Annotated in this window: 22 protein-coding genes; 3 read left to right on the forward strand and 19 right to left on the reverse strand. The window is 72.2% G+C overall.

What is annotated here, in order from left to right; genetic code table 11:
- Position 1: 1 nt before the first annotated feature.
- The 3 genes from ppdK to AC6EI4_RS04135 all read right to left on the reverse strand — a co-directional run bounded on the left by ppdK (position 2) and on the right by AC6EI4_RS04135 (position 6,167).
- Positions 2 to 2,686 carry a pyruvate, phosphate dikinase gene (ppdK, locus tag AC6EI4_RS04125; RefSeq protein WP_498450667.1) on the reverse strand — a complete coding sequence of 895 codons (2,685 nt, stop codon included), beginning with the start codon at positions 2,684 to 2,686 and terminating at the stop codon, positions 2 to 4.
- Between the two features lie 59 nt (positions 2,687 to 2,745).
- Positions 2,746 to 4,347 (reverse strand): long-chain-fatty-acid--CoA ligase, encoded by a 1,602-nt coding sequence (locus AC6EI4_RS04130; protein ID WP_498450668.1) that lies wholly within the window; start codon positions 4,345 to 4,347, stop codon positions 2,746 to 2,748.
- Between the two features lie 98 nt (positions 4,348 to 4,445).
- A complete protein-coding gene (locus AC6EI4_RS04135) occupies positions 4,446 to 6,167 on the reverse strand; it encodes an ABC-F family ATP-binding cassette domain-containing protein (RefSeq protein WP_498424381.1) in 1,722 nt (573 codons plus the stop codon).
- A gap of 62 nt (positions 6,168 to 6,229) precedes the next feature.
- On the opposite strand from AC6EI4_RS04135, the gene AC6EI4_RS04140 reads away from it, so the two are divergent.
- A complete protein-coding gene (locus tag AC6EI4_RS04140) occupies positions 6,230 to 7,177 on the forward strand; it encodes a phosphatase PAP2 family protein (RefSeq protein WP_498450669.1) in 948 nt (315 codons plus the stop codon).
- Here AC6EI4_RS04140 and AC6EI4_RS04145 read toward each other — a convergent pair.
- The 4 genes from AC6EI4_RS04145 to truA all read right to left on the reverse strand — a co-directional run bounded on the left by AC6EI4_RS04145 (position 7,090) and on the right by truA (position 10,969).
- Positions 7,090 to 7,869, reverse strand: coding sequence for a GTP pyrophosphokinase (locus tag AC6EI4_RS04145; RefSeq protein ID WP_498450670.1), 780 nt, complete (start codon positions 7,867 to 7,869; stop codon positions 7,090 to 7,092). The two genes, AC6EI4_RS04140 and AC6EI4_RS04145, sit on opposite strands and share 88 nt — an antisense overlap.
- 134 nt (positions 7,870 to 8,003) lie before the next feature.
- Positions 8,004 to 9,419, reverse strand: a complete 1,416-nt coding sequence (locus AC6EI4_RS04150) for an FAD-dependent oxidoreductase (RefSeq protein ID WP_498450671.1) — start codon at positions 9,417 to 9,419, stop codon at positions 8,004 to 8,006.
- Positions 9,420 to 9,471: 52 nt separating this feature from the next.
- Positions 9,472 to 10,041: a class I SAM-dependent methyltransferase gene (locus tag AC6EI4_RS04155; protein ID WP_498450890.1), complete on the reverse strand. Its 570-nt coding sequence runs from the start codon at positions 10,039 to 10,041 to the stop codon at positions 9,472 to 9,474.
- Positions 10,042 to 10,108: 67 nt separating this feature from the next.
- Positions 10,109 to 10,969 carry a tRNA pseudouridine(38-40) synthase TruA gene (gene truA / locus AC6EI4_RS04160; RefSeq protein WP_498424504.1) on the reverse strand — a complete coding sequence of 287 codons (861 nt, stop codon included), beginning with the start codon at positions 10,967 to 10,969 and terminating at the stop codon, positions 10,109 to 10,111.
- A 99-nt stretch (positions 10,970 to 11,068) separates the two neighbouring features.
- On the opposite strand from truA, the gene AC6EI4_RS04165 reads away from it, so the two are divergent.
- Together AC6EI4_RS04165 and AC6EI4_RS04170 are read left to right on the forward strand one after the other, a co-directional pair.
- Positions 11,069 to 11,428 carry a GntR family transcriptional regulator gene (locus tag AC6EI4_RS04165; RefSeq protein ID WP_498424385.1) on the forward strand — a complete coding sequence of 120 codons (360 nt, stop codon included), beginning with the start codon at positions 11,069 to 11,071 and terminating at the stop codon, positions 11,426 to 11,428.
- 103 nt (positions 11,429 to 11,531) lie between these two features.
- Complete coding sequence (locus AC6EI4_RS04170) at positions 11,532 to 12,293, forward strand: DUF2786 domain-containing protein (protein ID WP_498450672.1); 762 nt, start codon at positions 11,532 to 11,534, stop codon at positions 12,291 to 12,293.
- Positions 12,294 to 12,371: 78 nt separating this feature from the next.
- Here the strand turns inward: AC6EI4_RS04170 and rplQ are convergent, their stop codons facing one another.
- From rplQ to AC6EI4_RS04230, 12 genes are all read right to left on the reverse strand, one after another.
- A complete protein-coding gene (rplQ, locus tag AC6EI4_RS04175; RefSeq protein WP_498450673.1) occupies positions 12,372 to 12,950 on the reverse strand; it encodes a 50S ribosomal protein L17 in 579 nt (192 codons plus the stop codon).
- Positions 12,951 to 13,052: 102 nt separating this feature from the next.
- The gene (locus tag AC6EI4_RS04180) at positions 13,053 to 14,069 is read right to left on the reverse strand and encodes a DNA-directed RNA polymerase subunit alpha (RefSeq protein WP_460800350.1); all 1,017 of its coding nucleotides are present in this window, start codon (positions 14,067 to 14,069) and stop codon (positions 13,053 to 13,055) included.
- A gap of 106 nt (positions 14,070 to 14,175) precedes the next feature.
- Positions 14,176 to 14,784 (reverse strand): 30S ribosomal protein S4, encoded by a 609-nt coding sequence (gene rpsD / locus AC6EI4_RS04185; protein ID WP_498424389.1) that lies wholly within the window; start codon positions 14,782 to 14,784, stop codon positions 14,176 to 14,178.
- 43 nt (positions 14,785 to 14,827) lie between these two features.
- Positions 14,828 to 15,235 carry a 30S ribosomal protein S11 gene (gene rpsK, locus AC6EI4_RS04190; RefSeq protein ID WP_460800348.1) on the reverse strand — a complete coding sequence of 136 codons (408 nt, stop codon included), beginning with the start codon at positions 15,233 to 15,235 and terminating at the stop codon, positions 14,828 to 14,830.
- Positions 15,236 to 15,317: 82 nt separating this feature from the next.
- Positions 15,318 to 15,692 carry a 30S ribosomal protein S13 gene (gene rpsM / locus AC6EI4_RS04195; protein WP_498424390.1) on the reverse strand — a complete coding sequence of 125 codons (375 nt, stop codon included), beginning with the start codon at positions 15,690 to 15,692 and terminating at the stop codon, positions 15,318 to 15,320.
- A gap of 195 nt (positions 15,693 to 15,887) precedes the next feature.
- Positions 15,888 to 16,001, reverse strand: coding sequence for a 50S ribosomal protein L36 (gene rpmJ / locus AC6EI4_RS04200; RefSeq protein ID WP_009199219.1), 114 nt, complete (start codon positions 15,999 to 16,001; stop codon positions 15,888 to 15,890).
- A gap of 29 nt (positions 16,002 to 16,030) precedes the next feature.
- On the reverse strand, positions 16,031 to 16,252 hold the full coding sequence (gene infA, locus AC6EI4_RS04205; RefSeq protein WP_026145687.1) for a translation initiation factor IF-1: 222 nt from the start codon (positions 16,250 to 16,252) through the stop codon (positions 16,031 to 16,033).
- A gap of 348 nt (positions 16,253 to 16,600) precedes the next feature.
- On the reverse strand, positions 16,601 to 17,656 hold the full coding sequence (locus tag AC6EI4_RS04210) for an LLM class flavin-dependent oxidoreductase (protein ID WP_498450674.1): 1,056 nt from the start codon (positions 17,654 to 17,656) through the stop codon (positions 16,601 to 16,603).
- Positions 17,657 to 17,715: 59 nt separating this feature from the next.
- Complete coding sequence (locus AC6EI4_RS04215; protein ID WP_498450675.1) at positions 17,716 to 20,031, reverse strand: FHA domain-containing protein; 2,316 nt, start codon at positions 20,029 to 20,031, stop codon at positions 17,716 to 17,718.
- Positions 20,032 to 20,049: 18 nt separating this feature from the next.
- Positions 20,050 to 20,892, reverse strand: coding sequence for an HAD family hydrolase (locus AC6EI4_RS04220; protein ID WP_498450676.1), 843 nt, complete (start codon positions 20,890 to 20,892; stop codon positions 20,050 to 20,052).
- Entirely contained in the window at positions 20,889 to 23,402 is a 2,514-nt protein-coding gene (locus AC6EI4_RS04225; RefSeq protein WP_498450677.1) for a phosphoribosyltransferase, read from the reverse strand. The genes AC6EI4_RS04220 and AC6EI4_RS04225 overlap by 4 nt, the downstream gene beginning before the upstream one ends.
- Entirely contained in the window at positions 23,399 to 24,559 is a 1,161-nt protein-coding gene (locus tag AC6EI4_RS04230) for an HpcH/HpaI aldolase/citrate lyase family protein (RefSeq protein ID WP_498424396.1), read from the reverse strand. The genes AC6EI4_RS04225 and AC6EI4_RS04230 overlap by 4 nt, the downstream gene beginning before the upstream one ends.
- Between the last annotated feature and the right edge of the window lie 107 nt (positions 24,560 to 24,666).

Consider the following 24,666-nt stretch of genomic DNA (forward strand, 5'->3'; position numbering starts at 1 on the left):
CTCAGGCGGTGTCGTTGCCCGACGCGGCCGAGCGTCCGGCCTCCAGCAGGGCGACCGGGACGCGGTACGGCGAGCAGGACACGTAGTCCAGGCCCACCTCGTCGAAGAAGTGGATCGAGGCCGGGTCTCCCCCGTGCTCGCCACAGACCCCCAGGTGCAGGTCGGGCCGGGTCGCCCGGCCCCGCTCCACCGACATCCGCACCAACTGCCCCACACCCTCGACGTCGAGGCTCTCGAAGGGCGAGACCCCGAAGATGCCCTTGTCGAGGTAGGTCCCGAAGAACGACGCCTCGACGTCGTCGCGTGAGAAGCCCCAGGTCATCTGGGTGAGGTCGTTGGTGCCGAAGGAGAAGAACTCCGCCGCCTTCGCGATCTCGCCGGAGGCCAGCGCCGCGCGCGGCAGCTCGATCATCGTGCCGACCTTGTAGTCCGGCGCGATCCCGGTCTCGGCGGCGATGTCCTCGGCCACCTTGACGATCTCCGCCTTGACCAGCTCCAGCTCCTGGGCGGTGGCCACCAGCGGGATCATGATCTCCGGGCGTGGGTCCCCGCCGGCCTTCCTGCGCAGGGCCGCGGCCTCCAGGATCGCCCGCGCCTGCATGGTGAACAGGCCCGGGATCACGATGCCCAGGCGCACCCCGCGCAGACCGAGCATCGGGTTCTGCTCGTGCAGGCGCCGGACGGCGTCGAGCAGCTTGTGGTGCTTGGTGTTCTGCTTGCCGTGGTCGTCCTCGATCGCCACCTGGACCGACAGGTCGGTGATGTCGGGGAGGAACTCGTGCAGCGGCGGGTCGATGAGGCGGATCGTCACCGGCAGCCCGTCCATCGCCTCGAGGATGCCGACGAAGTCGTCGCGCTGCATCGGCAGCAGGGCGTTCAGCGCGACGGCCTGCTCCTCGTCGTTCTCGGCGATGATGAGGTGCTCGACCAGCTCACGGCGATCCCCGAGGAACATGTGCTCGGTACGGCACAGCCCGATCCCCTGGGCGCCGAAGCGGCGGGCACGGGCGGCGTCCTCGGGGGTGTCGGCGTTGGCGCGCACCTGGAGGCGGCGCAGCCCGTCGGCCTGCTTCATGATCCGGTCGACCGCGCGGACGATGACGTCGTCGGCGCCGGAGGGATCGCCCTCGAAGTGGCGCACCACGAGCGAGTCCACCACCGGCACGGCGCCGGCGAAGACCTCCCCGGTCGACCCGTCGATCGAGATCACGTCCCCCTCCCGGACCACCATGTCGTCACGGCCGGTGAACTGGCGCCGCACCGGGTCCACCAGCAGCTCGTCGGCACCGCACACGCAGGTGCGGCCCATGCCGCGCGCCACGACCGCGGCGTGCGAGGTCTTGCCGCCGCGGCTGGTCAGAATGCCCTTGGCGGCGACCATGCCGACCAGGTCGTCGGGGTTGGTCTCGCGACGGACCAGGATGACGTCCTCGCCGCGCTCGGCCCACTCGGCGGCCCGGCGCGAGTCGAAGACCACCTTGCCCACGGCCGCCCCGGGCGAGGCGTTCATGCCCCTGCCGATCAGCTGCCGCTCGGCGTCGGCGTCGAAGCGGGGGAACATCAGCTGGGCCAGCTGCGCGCCGGTGACCCTCTCGACAGCCTCGTCGAGGGTGATCAGGCCCTGGTCCACCAGCTCGCACGCGATCCGGAACGCCGCCTCCGCGGTGCGCTTGCCGACCCGGGTCTGCAGCATCCACAGCTTGCCCTGCTCGACGGTGAACTCGATGTCGCACAGGTCGCGGTAGTGCCCCTCCAGACGCTTCATGATCTCGAGCAGCTCGTCGAAGGCGCCCTTGTCGATCCGCTCGAGGTCGGCCAGGCCGATGGTGTTGCGGATGCCCGCGACCACGTCCTCGCCCTGCGCGTTCTCGAGGTAGTCGCCGTACACGCCCTGTGCCCCGGTGGCGGGGTCGCGGGTGAAGGCGACCCCGGTCCCGGAGTCGTCGCCGCCGTTGCCGAAGACCATCGAGCAGATGTTCACCGCCGTGCCCAGGTCGTGCGGGATCTGCTCCTGGCGTCGGTAGAGCGCGGCGCGCTCGGTGTTCCAGGACTCGAAGACGGCCAGCACGGCCATGTCGAGCTGGGTGCGCGGGTCCTGGGGGAACTCCCGGCCGCTGTGCTCGAGGACCAGGCCCTTGAAGGTCTCCACCAGTCCGCGCAGGTCCGCGGCGGTGAGCCCGAGGTCGTCGGTGGTGCCCCGCTCGGCCTTGAGGGCGTCCAGCGCGTCGTGGAAGACCGCCGCCTCGATGCCCAGGACCGTGCTGCCGAACATCTGCAGCAGCCGGCGGTAGGAGTCGTAGGCGAAGCGCTCGTCGCCCCCGGCCGTCGCGGCCAGGCCCTCGACCGAGCGGTCGTTGAGCCCCACGTTGAGGACCGTCTCCATCATCCCGGGCATGGAGAACTTCGCCCCCGAGCGCACCGAGACCAGCAGCGGGTCCTCCGGGTCGCCCAGACGCTTGCCGCGCAGCGCCTCCAGCATGGCCAGGTGCTCGCTCACCTCCTCGGCGAGGCCGTCGGGCGAGCGACCCTGCTTGAGGAAGGCGCGGCACGCGTCGGTGCTGATGATGAACCCCGGAGGCACCGGCAGACCGAGCCTCGTCATCTCCGCGAGGTTCGCCCCCTTGCCACCGAGCAGGTCCTTCTGGTCCTTGCCGCCCTCCGCGAAGGCGTACACGTACTTGGTCATGGCGTCATCCTGTCCCGCAGCGTGTTCGGTCCAACAGGGTCTGTGGTCCCCACCACAGCTCAGACGATCTTGCGGTCCCGGCCCTCCCAGTACGGCGCGCGCAGGTCGCGCTTGAGGATCTTGCCGGTGGGGTTGCGCGGCAGCGCCTCGAGGACGTCGACGGACTTGGGGCACTTGTAGTGCGCGAGCCGTCCGCGGCAGTAGTCGATCAGCTCGGCCTCGTCGGCGGCGGCTCCCGGCTTCAGCGCCACGACCGCCTTGACCGACTCCCCCCAGGTCTCGTCGGGGATGCCGATGATCGCCACCTCCATCACCGCCGGGTGCTCGGCCAGGACCCGCTCGATCTCGGGCGAGTAGATGTTCTCCCCGCCGGAGATGATCATGTCCTTGATCCGGTCCTGGACGTAGACGTAGCCGTCCTCGTCGACCTTGCCCATGTCGCCGGTGCGGAACCACCCGTCGGCAGTGATCACCTTGGCCGTCTCCTCGGGCTTGCCCAGGTAGCCCTTCATCAGCTGCGGGGTGCGCAGCCAGATCTCCCCGTGCTCGTCCGCGGGCAGGTCACGGAGGGTGGCCGGGTCTACGATGCGCACCTCGCACTGCGGCAGCGGCACGCCCGCCGAGACCAGCCGCTCGGGGTGCTCGGCGTCGCGGTGGGCCTCGGCGAGCAGGTGGGTGGCCACACCGGCCACCTCGGTGAGCCCGTAGACCTGGATGAAGTCGGTCTCGGGCCAGGCCTCCATCGCCGCGCGCAGCAGCGGCAGCGGCATCGGGGCGGCGCCGTAGGTGTAGGTCTTCAGGGCCCCGAAGAGGCGCACCGCGTCCGGTCCGGACTGGAGCACCTGGGCGAGCACCGCCGGCACCAGGAACGTGCGGTTGGCTCCGGCCATGATCGCGCCCGCCAGCGAGGCGGCGTCGGGCTCGCGCGTCATCACGCTGGCGATCCCGTCGTGGATCCCGAACAGCACGTAGGACGACCCCCCGACGTGGAACAGCGGCATCGCCACCATCGACTTGTCACCGGGCTCGAAGTCCCAGCCGTCGTGAGCCAGGACGGTGTGCGAGACCATGTTGGCGTGGGTGAGCATCACCCCCTTGGGCAGCCCGGTGGTGCCCGAGGAGTACATCACCAGGCAGACGTCGCCCGGCTCGGTCTCGCCCGGACGGGCCAACGGCTGCGAGTCGGCCAGCCACGCCTCGTACTCGTCGCCCTCCTCGCCCTCGGGGGTGACCTCGATGATCCTCTCCACCCCCGGGATGCGGTCGCGGATCGCCTCGATCGTCGCCCTCAGCTCGGAGCCGACCACCAGCACCTTCGCGCCCGAGTCGTTGACCGCGTAGTCGACCTCCTCCCCCGCCAGGCGCCAGTTCACGATCGCGTTCGCCGCGCCCAGCGAGCCGGCCGCGAGGCTGATCTCGACGCAGGCGGGGTGGTTCTTGTCGAGGAACCCGACCACGTCGCCACGTCGTACGCCGAGCGCGTGCAGGCCGCCCGCGGCGCGGCGCACCCGGTGGTCCCACTGCGCCCAGGTCCAGGTCCGCCCGCCGTAGGTCATCGCCTCCCCCTCGGGCAGGTGCTCGGCCCACCAGGAGAGGCGGTCGTCGATGAAGACCGGAGCAGGAGGCGTGGAGGTGGCGGCGGTCGGCGTGGTGGCGGTCATGGGGGTCCCTCCCTGGGAGCGGCGCGCTGGTGCGGTGATTGTGACCTAGGCCACACCGTCCGGCAAGGCGCCGATCCCGGGGACGGGACCCGGCGGACTCACCGGGGGCGGCGCACCCGCTCCTCGTCCCAGACCGGGCCGTCGGACTCGTAGACCTCGCCGTCGGCGCCGTAGACCAGGAACCGGTCGAAGCCGCGCGCGAACCACCGGTCGTGGGTCACCGCGACGACCGTGCCCTCGAACGCCTCCAGGGCCTCCTCCAGCGCCTCGGCCGACTGCACGTCGAGGTTGTCGGTGGGCTCGTCCAGCAGCAGCAGCGTCGCGCCGGAGAGCTCCAGGAGCAGGATCTGGAAGCGGGCCTGCTGACCGCCGGAGAGGGTCTCGAAGCGCTGCTCCCCGGCGTGCGCGAGCTCGTAGCGGTCCAGCACCCGGGCCGCCTGCTCGCGCCCCATCCCGCGCCGGTGCTCGTCGCCGCGGTGCAGGATCTCCAGCAGGGTCCGCCCGACCAGCTCGGGGTGCTCGTGGGTCTGCACGAACCAGCCCGGCCGCACCCGCGCCCCGAGCCGGGCCCGACCGAGGTGGCGCACCGGCTCCGGCGGCACCTCGCCGACCGGGCGGTGCTCGACGTCCGGATCGCTGCCGCCGGCCGCGAGCAGCCGCAGGAAGTGCGACTTGCCCGAGCCGTTCGACCCGAGCACCGCCACCCGCTCGCCGTACCAGACCTCGAGGTCGAAGGGCCGCATCAGCCCGCTCAGCTCGAGCTGCTCGCAGACCACCGCCCGCTTGCCGGTGCGCCCGCCGCGCAGCCGCATCGTCACCTGCTGCTCGCGTGGCTGCTCGGTGGGCGGGCCTGCCTCCTCGAACTTGCGCAGCCGGGTCTGCGCGGCGCGGTACTGCGAGGCCATGCCGTCGTTGAACTCCGACTTGATCCGGTAGCGCAGCACCAGCGCCTTGAGCTTGGCGTGCTCCTCGTCCCAGCGCCGACGCAGCTCCTCGAGCCGCGCGAAGCGGTCCCGGCGCGCCTGGTGGTACGACGTGAAGCCGCCGACGTGCGTCCAGACCGAGTTGCCGGCCGCGCCCAGCTCGAGGGTGACCACCCGTGTCGCGGTGTTGTCGAGGAGCTCGCGGTCGTGGGAGATGAACAGGATCGTCTTGGCCGACTCGCGGATCCGCTGCTCCAGCCAGATCTTGCCGGGCACGTCGAGGTAGTTGTCGGGCTCGTCGAGCAGCAGGACCTCGTCCGGGCCGCGCAGCAGGTACTCCAGCACGAGCCGCTTCTGCTCGCCCCCGGACAGCGAGCTGAGCTCGCGGTACTTCGCCCGGTCGAAGGACGTGCCCATCGCCGCGGTCGTGCAGACGTCCCACAGCACCTCGACGTCGTACCCGCCGGCGTCGGCGAACTCGGCCAGCGCCGTGGCGTAGCGCATCTGGGTCGCCTCGTCGTCGGAGTCCATCAGCGCCCGCTCGCAGCGGTCCACCGCGGCGGCCGCCGCCCGGACCCGCTGCGGGGCCACCGAGAGGAGCAGGTCGGCCACCGTCGGCGCCTCGTCCGCGCCCTCCTCGGGCCGCGCCGCGGCCGGGTCCACGATCCCGTGGCCGACGAACTGTCGCATCACGCCGAGGCCACCCGAGCGGGTGACCGCACCGGCGTGCGGGACCAGGTCGCCGACGACGATGCGCAGCAGCGTCGTCTTCCCGGCCCCGTTGGCCCCGACCAGGGCCACCTTGGCCCCCTCGCCGACCCGGAACGAGACGTCGTCGAGCAGCACCCGCCCGTCCGGCAGCTCGTAGCGCACCCCGGCGACATCCACATGACCCACGCCGCGATTCTCGCGCACGGCGCGCGCGCCGCGAAACCGATAAGCCCATAGACTCGCCCACGATGACCAGCGCCCCCGAAGAGCTCTCCCTGTCCCGATCCGACGCAGAGGCGAGCCCCCAGACGCGGCCCTGGGCCCGCGCCCTGGCGCTGGGTGTCTACGCGGTCGCGCTGCTGCTGTGGACGTTCGCCTTCGGCATCCCCAGCGACACCGTCCAGGTGTTCGTGTGGCTGTGGCTGGGCACCATCGCCTGGCAGATCGAGGCCCCGCCCCGCCAGCACCTCGGCTTCCTGCGCGACTGGTGGGTCCCGCTGGTGGGACTGATCGTCTACTTCTACAGCCGCGGCCTCGCCGACGAGCTGGGGTTCGCCCCGCACATCCAGATGCCCATCGACGTCGACCTGTGGCTGGGCGGCGGAACCCTGCCCACCGAGCGGCTCCAGGACGTGCTGTGCGGCGACCCGTGCCTCGCCTCGAGCGACCCGCGCTGGTACGACCTGCTGTTCACCAGCGTCTACACCTCGCACTTCGTGGTGGGGCTCACCCTCGCGGTGGTGCTCTGGCTGCGCAACCGCGGCGAGTGGCTGATGTGGATGCGGCGCTACCTGGCCATCAACTTCGGCGCCCTGGTCATCTACATCCTCTACCCGATGGCGCCGCCGTGGATGGCCGCGCGCGACGGCTACATCGCCGTCGACCTCCCGCGCCTCACCGGGCGGGGCTGGGCCGACGTCGGGCTGGAGCGCTTCCACCTGGTGCTGCAGGGGGTCGGCAACCCGGTGGCGGCGATGCCCTCACTGCACGCGGGCATCGCCTTCCTGGTCGCCCTCTACGCGATCCAGCGGCTGCGCAGCCCGCTGCGGTGGCTGGTGCTGGCCTACCCGCTGGTGATGTCGCTGGCGCTGGTGTACTACGCCGAGCACTACGTGATCGACATCGTGGCCGGGGCCGCGCTCGCGCTCGCGACGTTGGCGGCGTGCCGCCGCTGGGAGCTGAGCCGCGGCCGCTGAGCCGCGTCGTCGTCCGCGCCGTTGCGCGCGCGGATATGCAGCTGCTCCATCCGGGCGTCGAGGTCCGCCGCGCTCTCGGCGGCCTCCCGCAGCTGGCGCGCCAGCTCACCGGGGACCGCGGCCCGGTACTTGTAGTAGATCTTGTGCTCGAGGCTGGCCCAGAAGTCCATCGCGACCGTGCGGAACTGCACCTCGACCACCACCGGCACCACTCGGTCGGAGAGGTGCACGGGCACCTCGACCAGCACGTGCAGACTGCGGTAGCCGTTGGGCTTCGGCTCGATGATGTAGTCCTCGACCTGGACGATGCGCAGGTCCGACTGGCTGCCGAGCAGGTCGAAGACCTGGTAGACGTCGGAGGTGAAGCTGCACGTCACCCGGATCCCGGCGATGTCGGTGATCTCGGCGCGGATGGCCTCCAGGGACGGCTCGACCCCGCGGCGGCGCACCTTGGCGAGCAGGCTCTGCGGCGTCTTCAGCCGCTGCTGGACGTGCTCGATGGGGTTGTAGTCGTGCAGGTGGGCGAACTCCTCCTGCAGGATCGAGATCTTGGTCGCGACCTCCTCCATGCCGAACTTGAACTCCATCATGAAGCGGGTGAACTCCCCACGCAGCTCGAGCATCTCCTCGAGGTCGAAGTCGTCGGTCGCCAGGTCGGGCACCGATCCACCGTTCTGCGTCAATGCGTCCACCCGTCCACCGTACGTACCGATCCTTCACGTTGGCTGAGGGCCCGGCTCTCGACGAGACCTGACCCGGCCCCGACCCAGATGTGTACCCCCGCCGCGCCTGCGGCATGCGCGAGGCCGGCCCGCGCGGCGCCGGCTCAGCCGCGGTCCAGGCGCTCGGCGAGGCGGCGCGCGGCCACCTGCACGATCTCCCAGGCGGTGGCGAAGGGAGGCGCGTAGGACAGGTCCATCCAGGCGAGGTCGTCCACGCTCATCTCACCCCACAGCGCCGACGCCGCGGAGTCGATGCGCTTGCCCGCGCCGGGGCCGCCGACGATCTGAACCCCGAGCAGCCGGCGGGTGCCCGTCTCGGCGAGCACCTTGACCGCGATCGGGGCGGCCTCGGGCATGTAGCCGCTGGCGGTGCTGCCCTCGGTGACGAGACCACAGGTGGGCAGCCCAGCGCTGCGCGCCTGGGCCTCGCTCAGCCCGGTGCGCGAGATCTCGACGTGCTGGTCCGCGTGCAGGAACCGGGTGATCGCGGTGCCGAGCACGCCGGCGAACTCCGCGCGCCCGCCACCGATGTTGGTGCCGGCGACCCGGCCCTGCTTGTTGGCATGGGTCCCCAGCGGCAGGTAGGTCCGCTCGCCGGTCAGGCGGTGCACCTGCTCGCAGCAGTCGCCGGCCGCCCAGACCCCGTCGGCGACGGACCCCGAGGGGTCCGGGAGCAGCCCTCCGGCGGCGCCCACCGCCAGGCCGGCGGCCTTCACGAAGCCGGTCGCCGGGGCGACCCCGAAGGCGACCACCAGCAGATCGCACGGGAAGCACCTGCCGTCGACGGTCTCGGCCTGGCGCACCCAGCCGTCCTCGCCCACGTGCACGCCCTCCACGGCGTCGTCCTCCACCACCTCCACCCCGCAGGCACGCAGCCGCTCCGCGATCCGCGCGCCCATGTCGGGGTCGAGGCTGCTCATCACCGTGGAGCGGGTCAGCACGGTGACGTGGAAGCCTCGGCGCAGGGCCGCCTCGGCCATCTCCACCCCGATGTAGCCCGCGCCGGCCACGACCACCGAGCCACGTGACCCGCCGGTCGCCGTGCGGTGCTCGCGCGCCATCCGGTCCAGCCAGAGCTGGCCGTCGTCGAGGTCCTTGACCGGCCCGATCCCGCCGTACGCCGCTCCGCTCTCGTCGCTGGCCCAGGCCGGCAGCACCGGGCGCGCTCCGGTGGCGAGCATCAGCTGGTCGAACTCGAGCCTCGACTCCACCCCGTCGGCCGATCGACAGTCGACGGTGCGGGCGTCGAGGTCGAGCCCGTGGGCGCTCACCCCGGTGCGCAGGTCGATGCCCGCGGCGCGGTGCTGCTCGGGGGTGCGGGCCACCAGGTCGGCGCGCCGGCGTACGTCACCGGCGAGCCAGTACGGGAGGCCGCACGCCGAGTACGACGTGTCGCGGGTCCGCTCGAGCGCCACCACCTCGAGCCGGGTGTCCCGGGTGCGTGCGGTGCGCAGCGCCTGGTGTGCCGCGCTCATTCCGGCGGCGTCGGCTCCGATGACGACGAGTCGTTGGCGTTCCATCTCCCCACCCTGCCCCCCTGGGGCCAGCCGAAGCCTTCGGCGCGGGCTCTGCTCAGCCGACAGCGTGCTCGTCGCCGGCGCGCCGGGACTCCAGCACGCGGAACCCCTTGGCGCTGGCCAGCCGCACGGTCGGGAAGCCCTGCTCGCCGAGCCAGCGCTGCAGGGAGTCGGCACCCAGGTTCTTGCCGACCACCATCACCGCGCGGCCTCGCGGGGCCAGCCGCGGCAGCCAGGTCAGCAGCAGCTCGTGCAGGGCCGCCTTGCCGATCCGGATCGGCGGGTTCGACCAGATCTCGTCGTACGTCGCCGCGTCGTCCACCGCGTCCGGGGTGGCCGCGCGGTAGCGGTCGGCGACACCGAGCGCAGCGGCGTTCTCCCGGGCGAGCAGGAGCGCGCGCTCGTTGACGTCGACGGCGGTCACCACCGCCTCGGGCACGCAGGCCGCCACGGCCAGCCCGATCACGCCGTACCCGCAGCCGAGGTCGAGGATCCGGCCGGCCGAGGGCGGAGCGGTCTCCCGGAAGAGGATGGCGGTGCCGATGTCGAGACGGCCCTGGGCGAAGACCCCGGAGCCGCTGGTCAGCTCCAGGTCGACTCCCCAGACGTGGGCGCGCACCGGCATCCGCTTGAACGGGACCGAGGGGTCCGCGGAGAAGTAGTGCTCCTCGGGCTGGTCCGCCTGGACCGGGTCAGACGGCGGGATCAAGGGTCCGGATCCTCCTCGCATCGGTGGCCTGACGGGCCAGCTGGCCCTCGGCCGGGTAGCCGACCTCCTCGAGCGTGAGGCCGTGCGGGCGCACCACCGTCACACCGGAGTCGCGCACACCCGCCCGCAGGACGGCGTGGGCCCACGCGGGCTCGTGGCGGCGCTCCCCCACCGCGACCATCGCACCGACCAGCGCGCGCACCATGTTGTGGCAGAAGGCGTCGGCGCGCACGGTCGCGACGAGCAGCCCGGAGGCCTCACGCCGCCAGTGCAGGTCCAGCAGCGTCCGGATCGTGGTGGCACCCTCGCGCTTCTTGCAGAAGGCCGCGAAGTCGTGCTCGCCGAGCAGCAGGGCCGCCGCCTCGTTCATCGCCTCCACGTCGAGGGGCCGCGACCAGGCCAGCACGTGCGCGCGGGTCAGCGGGTCGACCGCCTCGGGGAGGTCGGCGATCCGGTAGGCGTAGCGGCGCCAGATCGCGGAGAAGCGCGCGTCGAAGCCGTCCGGGGCCGCCTCGACCCGGCGCACCCGGACGTCGGGCGGCAGGATCCCGTTGAGCCGCCGGCGCAGGGCGGGCAGCGGCGGGTCGCTCGAGCGGCCGGTGGAGGCCTCCAGCAGCGCCGGCGCGACGTCGAGGTGGACCACCTGGCCGCGGGCGTGGACACCGGCGTCGGTGCGCCCGGCGCAGGTCACCGCGGTGCCGGGAACCCTCAGCACGGTGGCCAGGGCCTGCTCCAGCTCCCCCTGGACCGTGCGCAGCCCGGGCTGGGTGGCCCAACCCTTGAAGTCGGTCCCGTCGTAGCCGAGGTCGATCCGTAGCCGGACCGTCGTTCGGGCCTCGGGCACGCTCACTGCGCGCTCACCTGCTGCCTCCTGCTCGGGGTCGATCGGCACGCCAGTCTACGGCGCGGGCCGCAGCGCGACGGCTGGGGCTAGGGTCCTCCCATGCACCTGCAGCCACCCGACCCTGCCTCGGCGGTGCCGCCCTTCGAGCAGCTGCGCACCCAGATCGCCCGGCGGGTTCGCGAGGGCGACCTGGCGCCGGGCACCCGGCTGCCCCCGGTCCGCTCGCTCGCCCAGGAGCTGGGTCTGGCCGCCAACACGGTCGCCCGGGTCTACCGGGAGCTGGAGGCCGACGGCGTCGTGGTCACCGAGGGGCGACGCGGCACGTTCGTTCGCTCCAGCCCGGCGGCCGACTCCCGGGACGTTCAGGACGCCTGCGCAGACTTCGTGCGGACCGCCCGGGGCGCCGGGCTCGCGATGACCGAGGCCGTCCGGCTGGTCGAGGAGGGCTGGGGCGCCTGACGAGCGGCGCCCGCCTGTGCAGGAGCGGGCCGTTGCCACGTCGCACTGTCCCCGGTGGCTGTCACGCTGGTCCCCGACGCCACCCCCCGCCCCCGGAGAGCCCATGACCGAGCCCCGCACCACCACCGACCAGGACCCGATGCTCGCGAAGGTCCGCAAGCTGCTCGCCAAGGCCGAGGACCCGGCCGCCACCGCGCACGAGTCGGAGATCTACACCGCCAAGGCCGCCCAGCTGATCGCCGACTACGGCATCGACCGGGCCCTGCTCGCGCAGGGCGACCCGGCCACGGACCCGGTCGGCGACTGCGTGGTGCTCGTGGACAACCCCTACGCGAGCGACAAGGTCGACCTGGTCGCGGCGGTGGCGCAGCAGATGCGCTGCACCGCGATCGCGCGCACCCGGTGGGTGGCCGGAGCCAAGGAGCGCTCGGTGCACCTGTTCGGGCACTCCAGCGACCTCGCTCGGGTGGAGGTCCTCTACACCAGCCTCCTGCTGCAGGCCGGCACCCAACTGCTGCGCACACCGGTGCCGCCCGGCGAGCACAAGGCGGCGTTCCGCCGCTCCTGGCTGGCCGGGTTCCGGATGGCGGTGACCCGCCGGCTCAGCGCGGCCGAGCACCGGGCCGAGCAGGACGCCGAGGCCCGCTTCGCGGCCGCCGGCACCTCGACAGGGCTGGTCCTGGCCGACCGCTCCGCGCAGGTGAGTGCCGCCGTGGCTGAGTCCTACCCGCACCTGCGCACCGCCCGGCCGCGCACGCTGTCCGGCTCGGGCGCCGCGCAGGGGTGGGCCGCCGGGGAGCGGGCCGACCTGGGGGGCCAGCGGGTCGGCCCCGGGCGGCGGCCCGCGTTGCGCTCCGGCTCCTGAGGACTGACCGGAGAAGCGCGAAGGCCCGCCACCCCCTGCGGGGTGGCGGGCCTTGCACGGTGCGGCAGGTGGCCTGGATCAGGCCTTGTTCTCGCCCTCGGCGGGGTCCTCGGTGGGAGCCTCGTCGGCGGCGTTCACCTCGGCCGCGTCGGTGGTCTCGGCCTCGGCGGTCTCCACGTCGGTGAGCTCGGTGTCGATCACCTCGGTGCGACCCTCCTCGACCTCGGCCTCGACCTCGGCGGGGACCGGGGCGGCCGCGGGGGCCTTCTCGGTCTTGACCGTCTGGGCCTTGGCCACGTAGGGCTCGGTGACGAGCTCGATCACGGCCATCGGCGCGTTGTCGCCCTTGCGGGGACCGATCTTGGTGATCCGGGTGTAGCCACCCGGACGCTCGGCGAAGCTGGGGCCGATCTCGGTGAAGAGGTGGTGCACGACCGACTTGTCGCGGATGGTCTTGAGGACCTCGCGACGGTTGTGCAGGTCACCCCTCTTGGCCTTGGTGATCAGCTTCTCCGCGTGCGGACGCAGCACGCGGGCCTTGGCCTCGGTGGTGGTGATCCGACCGTGCTCGAACAGCTGCGTGGCCAGGTTCGCGATGATCAGGCGCTGGTGAGCCGGGCTGCCGCCGAGGCGATAACCCTTCTTGGGGGTAGGCATAGCTTCTTCTCATTTCTCCCGAGCCGTACCAGGTACTCGAGTAGACGGGGTGGTGCCGATGTCGGGCCCGACGCGGCTGCGCCGGGCCCGAACGGGATCAGATCAGTACTGCTCGTCCTCGACGAAGGCATCGTCGTCGTCGTCGCCGTACGCGGCGAGGGCGGTGGCCGGGTCGAAGCCGGGCGCGCTGTCCTTGAGGGACAGGCCCATCTCGACCAGCTTGGCCTTGACCTCGTCGATCGACTTGGCGCCGAAGTTGCGGATGTCGAGCAGGTCCTGCTCCGAGCGCGAGATGAGCTCACCCACGGTGTGGATGCCCTCACGCTTGAGGCAGTTGTACGAGCGCACGGTCAGCTGCAGGTCCTCGACCGGGAGGGCGAGGTCGGCAGCCAGCTGCTCGTCGACGGGCGAGGGACCGATGTCGATGCCCTCGGCCTCCACGTTGAGCTCGCGCGCCAGGCCGAAGAGCTCGACCAGCGTCTTGCCCGCCGAGGCGATCGCGTCACGAGGACGGATCGACGGCTTGGTCTCGACGTCGATGACCAGCTTGTCGAAGTCGGTGCGCTGCTCGACACGGGTGGCCTCGACCTTGTAGGTCACCTTCAGCACGGGGCTGTAGATGGAGTCGACCGGGATCCGGCCGATCTCGTTGTCGGCACCCTTGTTCTGCACCGCGCTCACGTAGCCGCGGCCACGCTCGACGACCAGCTCCATCTCGAGCTTGCCCTTGTCGGACAGCGTCGCGAGCTTCAGGTCGGGGTTGTGCACCTCGACGCCGGCCGGCGGCGCGATGTCGGCCGCGGTCACGTCACCGGCACCCGACTTGCGCAGGTACATGGTCACGGGCTCGTCGTGCTCGGAGGAGACGACGAGGTGCTTGAGGTTGAGGATGACCTCGGTGAGGTCCTCCTTGACGCCTTCCACCGTGGAGAACTCGTGGAGGACGCTGTCCACCTTGATGCTCGTGACCGCCGCACCGGGGATCGACGAGAGGAGCGTACGACGCAGGCTGTTGCCGAGCGTGTAGCCAAAACCGGGCTCGAGGGGCTCGATCACGAACCGCGAACGGAACTCGTCGACGACCTCTTCCGACAGAGTCGGGCGCTGGGCGATTAGCACTTATTTCTTCCTTTCCGGGCCCACCCACCATTTGACGGGCCCGAACTGTGCACAGAGCGACTGGGAAAGGGGCACACGGGGGGTCCGAGGACCCCCCGTGTGTGGATCACTTCTTGGAGTAGAACTCCACGATCAGCTGCTCCTGGACCGGGAGGTCGATCTGGGCCCGGGTCGGGAGCTGGTGCACGAGGATGCGCATCCGGGTGGGGAGCGCCTCGAGCCACGCCGGGACGACGCGCTCGCCGTGGGTCTCGCGAGCCACGATGAAGGGCGTCATCTCGAGGCTCTTCTCCCGGACGTCGATGACGTCGTGGGCGGTCACCTGGAAGGAGGGGATGTTGACCTTCTTGCCGTTGACCTTGAAGTGCCCGTGGTTGACGAGCTGACGTGCGTGGCGACGCGTGCGGGCGAACCCGGCGCGGTAGACCACGTTGTCGAGGCGGCACTCGAGCAGCTGCAGCAGGTTGTCACCGGTCTTGCCGGCGCGCCGCGAAGCCTCGACGTAGTAGTTGTGGAACTGCTTCTCGAGAATGCCGTAGGTGATGCGCGCCTTCTGCTTCTCGTGCAGCTGCGTACGGAACTCGCTCTCCTTGACGCGCGCGCGGCCGTGCTGGCCGGGCGGGTAAGGGCGACGCTCGAACGCCGCGTCTCCACCAACGAGGTCGACACCGAGACGGCGCGACTTCTTGGTCATGGGGCCGGTGTAACGGGCCATAACTCAATGACTCCTTAAGTCTGTCTGGTCGGGGTGTCGGGGCTCAGACGCGACGGCGCTTGGGCGGCCGGCATCCGTTGTGGGGCGTGGGCGTGACGTCCTGGATGGTCCCGACCTCGAGGCCGATGGCACCCAGCGAGCGGATCGCCGTCTCGCGGCCCGAGCCCGGGCCCTTCACGAAGACGTCGATCTTCTTCATGCCGTGCTCCTGCGCCCGACGACCAGCAGCCTCGGCTGCCATCTGCGCGGCGAACGGGGTGGACTTGCGCGAGCCCTTGAAGCCGACGGTGCCGGCGGAGGCCCACGAGATCACCGCACCGGTGGGGTCGGTGATGGTGACGATGGTGTTGTTGAACGTGCTCTTGATGTGGGCTTCGCCCTGAGCGATGTTCTTCTTCTCCTTGCGACGCACCTTCTTGGCGCCGGCCGCGCTGCGGCTCTTGGGAGGCATTCAGTTTCTCCTGAGGTTGCTGGAAGCTGTGAGTTCGAGTGAAGTCGGCGTGGACGCCGTGTCCCTGGTCAGGGACAACGCGTCACTTGGCCTTCTTCTTGCCGGCGACCGTGCGCTTGGGACCCTTGCGGGTGCGGGCGTTGGTCTTGGTGCGCTGTCCACGCACGGGCAGGCCCATGCGGTGGCGGCGACCCTGGTAGCTGCCGATCTCGATCTTGCGACGGATGTCGGCCTGGACCTCACGACGGAGGTCACCCTCGATCTTGAAGTTGCCTTCGATCTCGTCGCGGAGCTTGACCAGCTCCTCGTCCCCCAGCGCGTGGACCCGGGTGTTGGGGTCGACGCCGGTGGCCGCGAGGACCTGCTGGGCGCGGGTACGGCCAATGCCGTAGATGTAGGTGAGTGCGATCTCGATGCGCTTGTCACGCGGGAGGTCAACACCAACGAGGCGTGCCATGTCTGGCGGTGTCCCTTCGGTTGTTCACAGAGGTCTCTGGTCGTGTCGCGTCCCGGGCGGGGAGCCCGGGCTCCGGCCTCTGTTCCGGAGGTGGTTTCGCCCGACTGGCCCAGAGGGCCGGCACGGGCAAGCGAGCACGTGGAAATTATTCAGTTGTGGCCGCGACGCCGGACGCGCCGGCGCGGAGCCCGGGACTCAGCCCTGGCGCTGCTTGTGGCGCGGGTTCTCGCAGATCACCATGACTCGGCCGTGGCGACGGATCACCTTGCACTTGTCACAGATCTTCTTGACGCTGGGCTTGACCTTCACGAGGAGGTCCTTTCAGTAATCGGCTGCTGTCACTTGTAGCGGTAGACGATCCGTCCCCGGGTGAGGTCGTACGGCGACAGCTCCACCACCACGCGGTCCTCGGGGAGGATCCGGATGTAGTGCTGTCGCATCTTGCCGCTGATGTGGGCGAGGACCTTGTGGCCGTTGCTCAGCTCCACGCGGAACATCGCGTTCGGCAGAGCCTCGGTGATGGTGCCCTCGAGCTCGATCACGCCTTCTTTCTTCGGCATGTCCTCCGCAATCTCTCAGTGGGTTCGGGAAATGTGTCTACCGTGTTGCTCCGACCGGTGGACGAGCCACCGGACGGCCGGACCGGGAACCTCCCGCACGGGTGCGGGTGGACCTCGCGAAGCCGCTGCGTGGTCCTCTTCCCGGGCACGTCACAGGCCTGCTCTCTCGAGCACTTCTGCTGGTGGTCCGGGCAGCCGCGAGGCACCACGAAACAGACCCACGTTGGGCCGACGGTCCAGTCTAGTCGCAGCCCCTACCAAACCCCAACTCGCGAGCCGCCAGGGGGTGGGGGCGCCTGCCGCACCGCCCGGCCCGAGCACCTCGGGCCCGCGTCTCGAGCCACCGTCTCAGGCCAGCGCCTCGGCGAGCAGCCGGAGGGTCTCCTCGCGCGCGGGCGAGGCGGGGGCCGCGGTCCCGGACCGGGCGCCGGCCACCGGGTGCACCATCACCTCGTCCACGCCGTACGTCGCGGCGAGGGCACGCAGCTCGGCGGCGGCCCGGTCGGGGGTGCCGATCACCCAGCGTCCCCGCATCGCCTCGAGCAGCCGGCGGTGCCCCTGCGAGAGCTCGACCTTCTCGGCCTCCTCGACCAGGCGCTGAGGCAGCATCGCTCCCCCGGTCTGCAGGGCCAGCATCGCGAGCAGCTGCGGCAGCGCCAACAGCTCGGCCTCCTCCTGGGTCGCCGCCACGACCACGTTCGCGGTGAGGAACGTGCGCGGCTCGGGGAGCTCCGGCGAGGGCTGGAAGCCGGTCCGGTACAGCTCCAGCGACTCGGCGGTGCCCTTGCCGCTGAAGTGGTGGGCGAAGACGTAGGGCAGCCCGCGCGAGGCGGCCAGCCGGGCGGAGTAGTCCGAGGAGCCCAGCAGCCAGACCGGCGGCACCGACGTGGCCCGCGGCGTCGCCCGCAGGGCGTGGGTGCGGCCGGCCACGGTGATCCCCACCCCGCCGCTGTCCATCATCGCGACCACGTTGTCCAGGTACTCGGGGAACCTGGCGACCGCCTCGTCGCTGACCCCGCCGGCGCCGTGGCGCAGGGCGTAGCCGGTGACCGGGTCGGTGCCCGGGGCCCGGCCGATGCCGAGGTCGATGCGACCGGGGTAGGCGGCCTCGAGCAGCGCGAACTGCTCGGCGACGACCAGCGGCGCATGGTTGGGCAGCATCACCCCGCCCGACCCGACCCGGATCTGCGCGGTGCCGCCCGCGACCAGGCCGATCAGCAGCGGCGGGTTGGTGGCGGCGACCGAGGGCATGTTGTGGTGCTCGGCCAGCCAGTAGCGGCGGAACCCGTGCGAGTCCGCGACGCGGGCCAGCGACAGGGTCGCGGCGAGGGCGTCACCCGTGCTCTGGTCACCGCGAACGGGCACCAGGTCGAGGACGGACAGGGCCAGCTTCGGTTCGCTCACGATCTTCGAACCAGCTGCCGGCGCCGGCTATTCCGTCCCCGGGGGCGGGCCGCCCCGGCTCACGCGCGGGCGCTGCGGCGCACCAGCAGGTAGGCCAGCAGCGCGGACAGCGCGCAGAGCACGCCCAGCACGGTCATGTTCGCGAGCCACTGGCTGGCCGAGGCGCTCCACAGCTGGTCCACGGTGGCCCCGGGGACGGCCTCGTCGGGGCGTCCCAGGTCCGCGGTCGCCGCGCACGCGGCGTACGCCCAGCGAGCCGGAGCCAGCCAGGACAGCTGCTCGAGCACCGGTCGCCCGGCGATCTGCACCAGGGCCCCGGAGAGCACCAGCTGGACCATCACCAGGCCGACCAGGGCGGGCATCGTCTGCTCCGAGCTGGTGACCACGGCGGAGACGGCCAGCCCGACCACGGCCATGGTCAGCGCCAGCGCGCCGATGGCGAGGGCGATCTCCAGGCCGCCGAGCCCGAGCGCTCCCCCGTCGTCCGGTCCGGGCAGCCCGACCAGCGCCAGCGCGGTGACCAGCACGCCCTGGCCGAAGCAGGCGGTGCCGAGGACCAGGATCTTGCTCAGCAGGTAGGCGCCCGGCGACAGCCCGACGGCGTACTCGCGCTGGAAGATCGCGCGTTCCTTGACCAGCTCGCGGATCGTGACGGCGGTGCCCATCAGCGAGGCGGCCACGATCAGGATGGTCAGCCGCTGGCCCGCCTCGCGGGCGTCGAGGAACCCGTCGGCGCCGACGGTCTCCAGCAGGGAGAGGCCGGCGCCGCCCTGCACCACCCGGCTGAGGGCGCCGAGCACCAGCGGCATCGCGAGCAGCATCGTCAGCAGCAGCCGGTCGGCCACCGTGACCGCGAGGGTCCGGCGCACCAGCGTCATCAGCTGGCGCACGTAGGACTGGCGCGGGGGCGGTGCCACCGGCCGGTTGGCCTGCGGCGCCCCCATCCCGGTCTCGCCCGCCCAGGACCCGCGGGGCGGGGGCGGGATGCGCTGCCAGAGGTCGGGCTCGTCGAGCAGGTCGAAGACCTGGGGGTAGTCCCGGCACCCGAAGTGCGCGAGGACCCCCGACGGCGGGCCGAAGTAGGCGACCCGGCCGCCGGGGGCGAGCACGACCACGTTGTCGCAGACGTCGAGGGCCAGCACGGAGTGGGTGACCACCATGACCACCCGTCCCTCGTCGGCGAGCGTGCGCAGCTGGTGCATCACGTCGCGGTCGAGGCCGGGGTCGAGTCCCGACGTGGGCTCGTCGAGGAAGAGCAGCGGCGGCGCGGTGAGCAGCTCGGTGGCGATCGAGACCCGCTTCTTCTGCCCCCCGGACAGCTGCGTGCCGATCCGGTTGTCGACCTGGCGCTCGAGCTGCATCTGTCCCACCACCTGCTGCACCCGGTGGGCGCGCTCGGCGGCGGTCGTGTCCGGGGGCAGGCGCAGCATCGCCGCGTAGGTGAGCCCCTGGCGCACGGTCAGCTGCGGGTGCTGGATGTCCTGCTGGGGCACCAGCCCGATCTGGAAGCGCAGCTGGTCGTAGTGGGTGTAGAGGTCGTGGCCCTGCCACACCACGTGGCCGTGGGTGGCGGGGGTGAGGCCGGTGAGCGCTCCGAGCAGGGTCGACTTCCCCGCTCCCGACGGGCCGATCACGGCCGTCAGCGTCGAGGGCTCGAGCTGGAAGGACACGGAGTCGAGCAGGCGGCGGTTGCCCCCGACGGTGGTCGTCAGCCCGTCCACGAAGAGCGTCATGTCGTGGCGGGTGAACCGGGCGATGAGCTGGCGCCCGTCCCAGTCGAAGGTCTGGTTGCCCAGGATCACCTCGGCCCCGGGCAGCAGCTCGACCGCGCCCACCACCCGGTTGCCGTTGACGAAGGTGCCGTTGAAGCTGCCGAGGTCGCGCAGGATCACCCGCGGCCCCAGCTCGAGGGTGGCGTGACGCCGGGAGACGAGCGGGTCGTCCACGACGATGTCGCTGGTGCGGGTGCGCCCGATGGTGAGCACCCGCCCCGCCGGCCCCTCGGCCGGCATCACCGTCTGCCCGTGGGCGAGCTGGCCGGGTGGGGTGCGCGGTGCGGCGAGCACCTCCACCGACAGCTCGGGACCGCCGGCGGCGCCCAGCCCGAGCTGCACCGGGCGGCCCGGCACGAGCTGCTCGTGGGTGATCCGGCGCCCGGCCACGAAGGTGCCGTTGGTGCTGTCCAGGTCGACGACGAACCAGCCGGTGCCGCTGCGGCGCAGCTCGAGGTGGCGCCGCGAGACGTCGTCGTGCGACACCACCACGTCTGCGGCCGGGTCGCGCCCCACCATCACCGTGATCGTGTCGAACTCGCGCGTCGTCTGCGCGTGCGAGACCCGCAGCCTAGGCGCGACGGGCGGCTGGTGCGTCGTCATGGTCCCCCGTGACAGCTCTCAGAGATCGTTGTTGCGCGTCACCGTAGTCGACCCGCTCAGCCAGCTCACGATCTCCTCGCCGGCGCGGACTCCGGCGTGTCTGGTCACCGACAGCCCGTGCGGCGCCCAGCCCTGCTCGTGCAGCTCCCCGTGAGCCGGCCGGATGGCCCGGTCGGCGAAGCCGAGGATGCCGCGGTCGAGCAGCGAGTCGCCCGCCGCGAGCACCGTGGTGGCGCCGGTACGGCGTGCCAGCTCGGCGAGCGCGGCCTCCTTGGTGAGCCCGCGCGGGATGGCGTAGGCCTTGCGTCCCTGGACCGACACCACCCAGCCGAGCTGCTCGGCGACGGCCGCCAGCTCGGCGTACCAGGCCACCTCGACCTCGGCGGGCTCGAAGACGGCGTAGACGAAGCGCTGCTCGGCGTCGCGGATCTTGCGCACCCAGGGCCGGTCCAGGACCGGTCCGAGGGCCGCCGCCGCCTGCGCGAACGAGGCGTCGGCGGCGAGGTTGGCCGCCACCTGGGCCTCCCACCGCGGGCAGGGGCGTCCCTCGTCGAGGATCACCGCCCCGTTGGTGGTGACGGCGTGGCGCGCCTGGACCCCGGGGATCCGGATCCGGGAGTACTGCGCCTGGGTGCGGGTGGTGACCGGGACGAAGACGGCGGTGCGACTCAGCTCGGCGAGCTCGGCGACCGCGCCGGCGCTCATGAAGCTGATCGGCGCGCCCTCGAAGACCTCCACACAGACCGGGTCGGCCGACGGCTCGCCCAGCGCCATCGCGCTGGCCGAGTAGATCAGCGTGCGGTCGAGGTCGGAGGCGACCAGGACGGAGCCGGTTCCGGGGGTGGGGGTGGGGGTGCTCACGAGGAGTCCTTCTCGGTGGGACGGATCAGGCCGACGCAGCTGTAGGGCAGCCCCTCGACGGGGACCACCTCCACCCCGCGCTCGGCGGCCAGCATCTCGACGTGGCGCAGGTCGGCGCGCCGCTCGGGGTTGACCACGACCTTCCACGGCACCCGGCGCAGCAGCACCCGGGTGGTCTCGCCGACCCCGGGCTTGACCAGGTTGATGTGCGGCAGCCCGTGCTCGGCGCGGATCCGCTCGGCGGCCTGCCAGCCCACCCAGGTCGGCGTCCGGTCGGTGTCGAGCAGCCGGCTCGTCTGCGCGGCGACCTCCTCGGCGACCGCGTCGTACTCCGCGCTGACCCGGTCCAGGTAGAGCCCGGAGACGTCCTGGTCGGCCAGCTCGGCGTAGAACTTCGCCCCGTGGAAGTCCTCGGGGCCGATCAGGTCACGGTTGAGCACCGTGCGGGAGACGAGCCCCGAGACCGTCGAGTTCAGGCACGCCGAGGGGATCAGGAAGTCCTCGCGGGTGCCGTAGAGCTCCACGCACTCGCCGGGGTCGGCGAGCACGGCGAGGTCGCTGTGGAAGCCGCCGCCCTCCCCGGCGCCGCCCAGCCCGAGCTCGGCGTTGGCGGTCTGCACCGCCTCGGCGAACTCCCGGGTGATGGCGCCCTTGCCGGTCCACCCGTCGACGAACAGGATCCGCGCGGGGTCATAGCGGTCGGCGAGGTGACGCATCGCGACCAGGTCGATGCCGCGGTCGCGCACGATGCTGATCGTGTAGTGCGGCCAGTCCAGCCCGCGGCGCGCGGCCCAGCGGCGCATCAGCACGCCGATCGGGGTGCCCGCGCGCGCCAGCGACACCAGCACCAGGTCCTCGCGCCCGCGGGTGGCGACCGCCAGCTCGCTGACCACGCCGACGGCCGTGGCGACCCGCGCCGCGACCTCGTCGAGCTGCTGGTGGAAGAGGCTGCGGTAGGACTCCTCGGGCTGGTACTCCACCGGCAGCGACTCGGCGTAGTGGGCCTCCCCGGCCTGGATGGCCCGTTCCCGGGTCGCGAGATCGGCCTCGAGCCGGACGTGGGAGAGGTCGGTGAGCAGCCAGGTCACCTCCTCGGGCGGGTAGGAGCCGAACTCCGGGCCGTGCAGCTCGCGCGGGCGGCCGGTCAGCACCGGCAGCACCACTGGCCGCACGGCACGCGCGTACGGCGCGAGCTCCGCGAGCAACCCGGCGACGCCGGCCGACCAGGTGGGCGCGTCGAGCACGACGACGATGTCGCTCCAGGGCTGGTCGGCCACGTTGTAGGCGAACCGGGCGCCGGTCTCGGCGTCGCGGTCGTGGGCGCCGAACGCGATCCCCGACCGCACCGCGTACCCGTCCTCGTCACGCACCTGGACCGGCGAGCGGGTGGTGCTGGAGAACCGGACGCTCGCCGTCTCCCGGTGGCGCTGGAGGGCGTCGGCGATCATCAGCGGGGCGTGCATCAGCTCCTCGGTGCCGAGCACCAGCACCCGCTCCCCCACCAGGGCCGCCAGCTCGCCGGCCACCGTGTCGGCCGCCGACTCCAGGGCCGCCTCGTCGCGGGGGGTGAAGCCGTGCCGGCCGCCTTCGCGCACACCGACCGGCCAGCCGCGCAGGGCGGGCGCGGCGGGCGGGCGGGGCTCCGCGGCGACGCCGGGGGCCGGCACGGCAGCGCCGGACACCGGCAGCTGCGCGACCCGCTCGACGGCGTCGCCGGGCACCACGACCTCCCCCGAGGCCAGCGCGACCACGTCGATGCTGACCCCGAGCTCGCCGGCGACGGCCGCCATCCGCTCGCGGTCGGCCTCGCGGCGCACGTCGACCAGCGCGGCGATCAGGTAGGCCCCGCGCGGGTGGAGGGCGTGCAGGGCCCGGATCGTGTTGAGGGCGGTGCTCCCCGTGGACAGCTCGTCGTCGACGAGGATCACCGGCCCGGCGGACCGCAGCAGCTGCGGGTCGTCGGGCAGCACCAGGTGCTCGGTGGCGTGGGAGTGCGCCTCCTCGAAGTCCAGCGCCGGCAGGTGGCCGGTGACGTGGCGACGGGTGGAGTGGATCACCGGCAGCCGCAGCGCCCGGGCCACCAGGTGCCCCAGCCCGGTGGCGGTCTCGGCGTAGCCGAACACCAGCCCCGGCTCGGGCACCGCTGCGGCGGGGTCGGGCTCGGCGTCGACCTCACCCGCGGCAGCCTCGACCGCCGCCGCGAGCTTGACGACGTCGCCCTGCCCGCGCAGGACGTCGCCCAGCAGGCCGGGCAGCGCGTCGTCGACGTCGGCGCCACGCCCCAGGACGCGGGCGGCGCGCAGCCCCAGCAGCAGGCCGGCTGCCCGGACCACCCGCGGGTCGGTGGGCACGTGCTTGGCCAGCACCCGCGAGACCAGCAGATGCGGCCGCTTGGGGTTGACCCGCAGCGCGAGCCCCACCAGATCCTGCGCCGTCAGCCCCGGCAGCAGCCCGGCGTCGTGCACCCGCACGCCCACCCGCTCCTGCACCCAGTCACCGGTCCAGCTCACAGGGTCACGCTCGCTTCCAGCAGGTCGACGAAGGTGACGTCCTCGCGGGCCACCCCGAACGCGCGTGCCCGCAGCGCGATGCGCTCGGCCCAGGCCGAGTGCGGGCTCGCCTCGTTCATCTTGTTGCCGTACTGCGACGCGGAGACGCCGCCGGCACGGGTGGCGGCCACCACGTCGAGCGCGTCCACGTAGTCCTCGTGGCTGACCACCGAGAGCGCGTGCACCGCGGGCACGTGGGTCGGGTGGATCACGGTCTTGCCGGTGATCGCGTTGGCCTGGTCGAGCGCGACCTCGCGCATCAGCCCGTCCAGGCCCTTGCTGATCAGGTTGCGGCGCAGCACCCGCACGGCGTGCGCCGTGAACGGCGTCTCGCGCAGCTGGGGCTTGAAGAGCCGCTCGCGGTTGTCGAAGTGCTCCCAGACCGGGCCGGTGATGATGTGCCCGGTCCCGTCGCGCCGCCCCAGCATGTTCACGATGTCACCGATCACCGCGGCCACCGGCACCACGTCGTACACGGTGATGTCGGGCTGGCGGCGCAGGCCGAGCAGGGAGCTGAGGTCGGTGGCGCCGATGCGGACCGCCAGCACCTCGGCGGGCGAGGCCGCGAGCGCCTCGCGGATGCCCTGCAGCGCGGCGACGCGGGTCTCGAGGTGGAAGACCTCCGGGGACTCGATCACCGGCATCACCCGCAGCGGGCGACCGATCACCTGCGAGGCGGCGGCGACGGCGGTGAGGAAGGGCGCCCCGGTGCCGGCGGTGAACTTGGGGATGACGATCCCGTCCAGGTGCCAGGCCAGGTCGCCCAGTGCGGCGACCAGGCGCTCGACCTGGCCGGGCTCGCGGACGCGCACGAAGACCAGCGGGCGCTCGCGGCCTGAGGCGAAGAGGCTGACCAGCTGCTGGGCCAGGTTCTTCTCGGCGACCTCGACGTCCGCGTCGGCGATGGCGTCCTCGAGGCACAGCACCACCGAGACCACCCCCCGGTGGTAGGCGGTCGGCAGGTCCTGCTCGATGGTCGGGCGGGTGGCCGGCGAGTAGAGCGTGGCCCCCAGGGCGACAGCCAGAAGATCGCGCTCGGTGTCGCGGCTGAACTCTTCGGGAGCGAGGTGGAACAGGCGCTGCGCCGTGTTCTGATCAAGGAAGTCGAAGTGGCGCAAGCGGGGGTCTCCCTGTCCAGTGCATACGGCGTCGGGGTTCCGGCCGTTCGACGAGAATACGTTCGTCCGTCCAACCGCGCAGGCCCTGGCGCGAACGTGTCCGGCGC

The organism is Nocardioides sp. Z43_10 (assembly GCF_059766615.1).